At 64.5% G+C, this 5,362-nt stretch carries 5 protein-coding genes; 2 read left to right on the top strand and 3 right to left on the bottom strand.

Annotated elements, in window-relative coordinates; genetic code table 11:
* Nucleotides 1-428 precede the first annotated feature (428 nt).
* Nucleotides 429-1,112, bottom strand: a complete 684-nt coding sequence (locus MOV75_RS26280) for a hypothetical protein (protein WP_247006859.1) — start codon at nt 1,110-1,112, stop codon at nt 429-431.
* Nucleotides 1,113-1,256: 144 nt separating this feature from the next.
* Nucleotides 1,257-1,535, bottom strand: coding sequence for a DUF1488 domain-containing protein (locus MOV75_RS26285; protein ID WP_246929251.1), 279 nt, complete (start codon nt 1,533-1,535; stop codon nt 1,257-1,259).
* A gap of 778 nt (nt 1,536-2,313) precedes the next feature.
* Here MOV75_RS26285 and MOV75_RS26290 point away from each other — a divergent pair.
* Complete coding sequence (locus MOV75_RS26290) at nt 2,314-3,654, top strand: DUF2235 domain-containing protein (protein WP_247006860.1); 1,341 nt, start codon at nt 2,314-2,316, stop codon at nt 3,652-3,654.
* Nucleotides 3,655-3,869: 215 nt separating this feature from the next.
* Nucleotides 3,870-4,115: a PilZ domain-containing protein gene (locus tag MOV75_RS26295; RefSeq protein ID WP_246929249.1), complete on the top strand. Its 246-nt coding sequence runs from the start codon at nt 3,870-3,872 to the stop codon at nt 4,113-4,115.
* 222 nt (nt 4,116-4,337) lie between these two features.
* Here MOV75_RS26295 and MOV75_RS26300 read toward each other — a convergent pair whose 3' ends face one another.
* A complete protein-coding gene (locus MOV75_RS26300; RefSeq protein WP_246929248.1) occupies nt 4,338-4,745 on the bottom strand; it encodes a hypothetical protein in 408 nt (135 codons plus the stop codon).
* Nucleotides 4,746-5,362: the final 617 nt, after the last annotated feature.

The following is a 5,362-nucleotide window of genomic DNA, read 5'->3' on the forward strand; positions in this document are numbered from 1 at the left end:
CGATGAGGGCACCTACAACGCGATGGTCGCGGATTCCGCCTACGGCCGCTCATCTCCGCGCAACGCGACCGACGAAGGCACTCTCGATATCCCGGCCTTCCTGCGCTGCGCCGCCAACTGAGCTGGCCGCAAGAGCCGGAGTTACCTGCCTGGCGACCAGCGAGCCCAACGATGCGTCGTCGTCCCGGGGCGCGACCAACGGGTCCGCGCGAAGCGCGGCCCGATGACAGGCTCCGTCGCGAGCCCGGGATCCATCGGACCGCAGTGACTGTTGAGCAATGGATTCCGGGCTCGCGCCAAGAGGCGCGCCCCGGAATGACGGAGCAAACAACACCTCTCCAATGCCGGACATGGACCGCTGCCAGGCGAGTCCAGGGCGCAATGAGATTGGGACGAATCGTCATCGCGCAGCGCAACGCGCCGATGCGTCACGCTGCCGTGCTGCGCGGGCTCTCCGCTGTTTCCTTTTTTCCCGGCTCCTTGTCGCGAGACAGCCATGCCGGGAAGCGAAGCAGGCGATCGTTGTTGTCTTTTGGCGGTTCCACGGGCGGTACGATGGCCGCCTCATTGGCCGAACTCGGGATATCAGGTGCAGCGTGGCCCATTCGCACCGCATCCGCGCGCTGATCCAGTTCGCGCACCAGGGGATCGATGACGTTGTCGATTTCGGCCGCGACCGACACCAGGAAGCTGTTGAGCTCGCGGGCCTCGGGCACAACTGCCGCGGCCTGCTCGATCGCCTTGCAGAGACCATCGACAACCGGTGCAAACGCGCTCCCGGCCTGCGTGATCCGGGTTTTGATCGCTTCGATTTCGCCCAGGACGCGATCACGCTCCCGCCTGTTCTTCTCTTCCGAAAGGCGGATTTCGATTTCGGCGATCTGAGCCGTCAGGGTGGCGGCTTCGGATGCGAGAGCATCGCGTCGTCCGCGCGCACGATCGAGGTCGCGACTGAGATTGTCCACTAAGTCGTCCTTTCCGAACATGGCATCGCTCCGTAGGACAGCCGTTTTGGCCTGTAAGAAGGCCTTGGCGCGACCCGCGAGCCCGCCAAGCAGATGCAAGGCAGGATCGGCTGGCATCAACTTCGGTCGCGTCACATGGGCCGACATGGTGATCCCCCCATCCTCCACATTAGGCGACCGCATGGTTAACGGATGGTTAATATCAACAGCTGAGGCGGCAACGGGGCCTGCGGAGCGATTCGAAGATGCGCGAAGCCTGCCCCGCGCTCGCGGTGCGAACCGTCGCCTCCCCTACCCCCGAAAATCAATGCTCCGCAGCACGATACCCGGCGGGGTGCCCTCGAACTCCGTTGCCTGATACTTGCGTCCCGCGCAGGCTTCGATGCGCTCGCGCAGGCGCATGAACTGCTCTTCGCGCTCGCTCGGCCGCGCGCGCGGGCCGCGTTCGAGGTCGTCCATCGCGGAGGTCGAGATCGCGCAGGCGATCTCCCTCGCGCCGTCCTGCATCGAGAACTGGACGATCCCCCGGTCCTGTTCGTGGCCGACAAAGCGGCCGCTGGTGAGCGTCATGGGGTTACTCCTTTGCTGCGCGCAAATCAGCCCGCCGTCGTTCCGGCCTGGGTGCGCAACTGCGCACGGGGGCCGGTCCCATGCCCCGGGCGGCGTTGCCGAAGCACGCTGTGGCACAAGCCATCCGAAACAACTCACTTCGATGGTTATGGGTCCCCGAGGCAGCAAGCAGCGCGCGCGCCCACGCGGCGTTTTAGTCCTCGCTATCGGCGTGGCGCAGGCGTACGCTCGATCGCGTCAGCGCAACTCACGCAATTGCCGCAGGTCGATTTTGCGCTGCATCTTCCGCGTCTCGTGTGCGCGGCACCGCGTGCCCTTTTGCCGCGACCTGCGCATAATGCAGCGCAATCGGACGAATTCGAACCCCAGAGGAGACGGACCAAGGGACAGCAACGCAGCAATCGCGAGACCAAGAAACCGAAGAAAGACAAGATCAAGGCGATCGCCGCGGCCCCGAGCCGCAAGGAGCCGGCCTGGCAGCCGGATTTCGGGCCGGGGAAGAAGAAGTAGGGGCGGAGCGAGCAGGGCGCGCGCTGCCTTCCCTTCTCCCCGTGTGGGAGAAGGTGACTTGCCGAAGAAGGCGGATGGGGAATTGTTTCCGGGAATTCTGACGCGAGAAAGTCGCGCCCGGAGAGAGCCCCCTCACCCCTCTCAATCGCGCGGAGCGCGATTGGTCCACCCTCTCCCACAAGGGAAGAGGGAAAGCACGCCATCGTCTCCTCCCCGTCGCGCTTTTCCGCTATACTCGCCCCGGTAGCATCACCCGGAGGCGCATCCCATGGAGCACGCAGCCACAGCCGACCGCAAGCCCGAGCCGAAAAACCTCGTCATCTGCTGTGACGGCACCGGCAACGAGATCTCGGAAAACATCTCCAACGTCCTGAAGCTGTATCGCTGCCTGCGCAAGACCGACAGGACGCACCCGCGGCAGATGGTGTTTTACGATCCCGGGGTCGGCACGGTGACGGAGCCGACGACGTGGCACCGGCTCAAGGCCAACGTCAACCTGGTGCTGGGGCTCGCCACCGGCTATGGGCTCGATGACAACGTGCTCTCGGCCTATTGCTTCCTGGTTCAGCATTACGCGCCCGGCGACAAGATCTACCTGTTCGGTTTTTCGCGCGGGGCTTACACGGTGCGTGTGCTGGCGGGGCTGATCCACAAGGTGGGACTGATCAGGCCGGAGCAGGCGAACCTCGCCGGCAGCGGCCTCGTCGCCTACAAGCAATATTCCGGCACCGGGCGCGGCAACGACATCGAGGATCTCAAGGACGTCGCCTTCGACGAGAGCGGGCCGCTGCCGAAGGACGAATTCGACCTCGCCGCCCAGTTCGCGCGCATCACCTCGACCCGCTGGCCGACCATCCACTTCATCGGCGTGTGGGACACGGTGGCGAGCGTGATCGTGCCGCGGCGCGACAATTTTGTCTTCCTGTTCAGCCTGGAGGAGCTCGCCTTCACGCTGCGCAACCCCAGCGTCAAGACCTTCCGGCAGGCGATCGCGATCGACGAGCAGCGCTGCATGTTCCGGTTGAAGCAATACCGGGAGCCGCAGGAATTCTGGAGCAACCGCTACGTGCCGGACGAGAAGAAGGTGCCGCAGGACATTCTGCAGGTGTGGTTCGCCGGCGTGCACAGCGACGTCGGCGGCGGCTATTCGGAGGCGGAGAGCGGGGATTCCAAATATCCGCTGATCTGGATGATCGCGGAAGCGGAGAAGGCGGGGCTGAACTTCAACCCGGCGACCGTGAAGCAGCTCGCCTGGGGCATCCAGCGCAAGAACTCGCCGTTCCAATACGTCGCGCCGGCTTTTACGGGCAAGACCGGCATGCTGCACAATTCGATGACGGCGGGCTGGCGGCTGCTGGAATATCTGCCGAAGAGCGCGAAGTACAAGGAGTGGCCGGAGCGGAAGGTGTTTCTCGGCTTCTACATCCCCGATTGCGAGCCGCGCGTCATTCCCGAGGGCGCGCATGTGCATGAGAGCGTGTTGAAGCGCATGGCGGTGGAGCCGGATTACCGGCCGGTGAACATGCCGAAGGAGTATGTGACGGTGCCGATGCCGGTAGGGCCGCATGTCGGCTCCGAGGCTGAGGCGGCGGAGATCGTGACGGGGTGAATTGGGGCGCCAAGCTCGTCATTGGCCTGCCCGGGGCAGGGGCGACAGCGGAGGTTGAGGCGGCGCTTCCCCCACCCCGGTACCGCCGCTTTCTGCCTTCGCCGCTACTTTTCATTAAAATTCTTCGGCCCGCTTTAGTCGGATCGCATGATCTGCTGCCCATCATTGGGACAGATCATCCGCCGCGATACCTGCGGCATTGGAGGAGAGTGCCAATGTATCCGCGCAAATATGCCCGCGTGAAACCGGCGGGGCTGGTGTCCCGCCAGGCCAAGATCATCACCGACGCGCGCGCGCCGGTCATCACCTGCACGCTGATCGACTATTCGCCCGGCGGCGCCTGCGTCGATCTCGGCGGACAGGTGAACATCCCCGATCGCTTCGAACTGTTGCACGTCAACACCAAGAAGCGCTGCCGCATCGCCTGGAAGCGCGGCACGCGGGTGGGCGTGGTGTTTTAGGGGGAAAGCGCTACGTCCCTCTCCCCTTGTTGTGGGAGAGGCTGGCTCGCCGCGAAGCGGGAGACGGGTGGGGGGTCTGTCTCGGCAATCTCATCTCGCAGCTGAATTCGCGGAGGCAGACCCCTCATCCGGCGCCATAGCCGAGGCTTCGCCTCGGCGTTCTCAGGAACGGCGGCCAAAGGCCGCCTCTGCCACCTTGTCCCACAAGGGGAAGGAAGAATCCTACTTCCGCATCCTGGCTTTTGTGCCGGCGACGATCTGCATGGCGACGCCTGCGATCCAGCCGAAGAAGACGAGCCAGGTCCAGCCCATGTGCGGATCGCCCCTGAGCACGATGACGAGCACGGAGACGAACGCGGTGAGCGTGGCGCAGAGCGTGCCGGCGGAGCTCATGAATTCGGCGGCGTCGATCCGGCTGTGCGCATCGTCGAACGGCATTTGCGGCGTGTCGATGCCGAGATAGAAGCCGACGAAGCCGAGCAGCATCATCAGCAGCAGGAAGCCCTGCGTGGTGAGTTGCGGAATCGCCGATCCGACATAAGCGCCGACGAACAGCCCGCACGCGGCACCCGCCATCGCAAGGCCGACGCGCTCGAAGATGTGAGCCGTTTTGCGAACACGAAACCGCATGTCGGGCCTCCGTTGCGGAGTTGGGGGGGACGGAGGTTAGGCCAGTTTTGCGGGAGGCGGAAGCTGGGGAGATTTACGGATGCGTGAGGGGGTGAAAGCACATGCCATACATTCCGCCGTCGTCCCTGCCTAGTGCGCAATTGCGCACGGGCGCGGGGACCCATAACCACAGGGAGCAGTGTGGCGACGACACGAAGTAAAGTTGTCAACGCCACCGCGCGCTATCGAGAGATCACGCGGTATGGGTCGCTGCGCCCGTGCGCAATTGCGCACTAGGCAGGGGCGACACTGGCGGTTATGGCGCACCCTGCCCCACACCCGTCATTGCGAGCGCAGCGACTTGTCCGCCGAAGCCTTCGGCGAAGGCGGAGGCAATCCAGAGATGTCAGCGCGGAGGGATCCTGGATTGCTTCGTCGCATCAGCGCAAAATTGCTGCGCAATTTTGTCGCGGGCTCCTCGCAATGACGGAGGTTGCGGCGCGGTCATCGCGCCACACTCCCTCGCCCTCACCGCGCCCCGAACGTGGTCTTGCCGAACAGCGCCTTCTGCGTCGAGGGCTGCGAGCGCCAATATTGAGGTGGTGCCTCGACCTCGCCGCCGAGCTCGGCGGCGGCGT

Origin of the sequence: Bradyrhizobium sp. PRIMUS42 (genome assembly GCF_023006515.1) — a bacterium.
Lineage (GTDB): Bacteria > Pseudomonadota > Alphaproteobacteria > Rhizobiales > Xanthobacteraceae > Bradyrhizobium.

Coding starts and splice junctions, on each gene's coding strand:
- MOV75_RS26280 (WP_247006859.1), bottom strand. CDS start 1,112: ATGTCGGCCCATGTGACGCGACCGAAGTTGATGCCAGCCGATCCTGCC.
- MOV75_RS26285 (WP_246929251.1), bottom strand. CDS start 1,535: ATGACGCTCACCAGCGGCCGCTTTGTCGGCCACGAACAGGACCGGGGG.
- MOV75_RS26290 (WP_247006860.1), top strand. CDS start 2,314: ATGGAGCACGCAGCCACAGCCGACCGCAAGCCCGAGCCGAAAAACCTC.
- MOV75_RS26295 (WP_246929249.1), top strand. CDS start 3,870: ATGTATCCGCGCAAATATGCCCGCGTGAAACCGGCGGGGCTGGTGTCC.
- MOV75_RS26300 (WP_246929248.1), bottom strand. CDS start 4,745: ATGCGGTTTCGTGTTCGCAAAACGGCTCACATCTTCGAGCGCGTCGGC.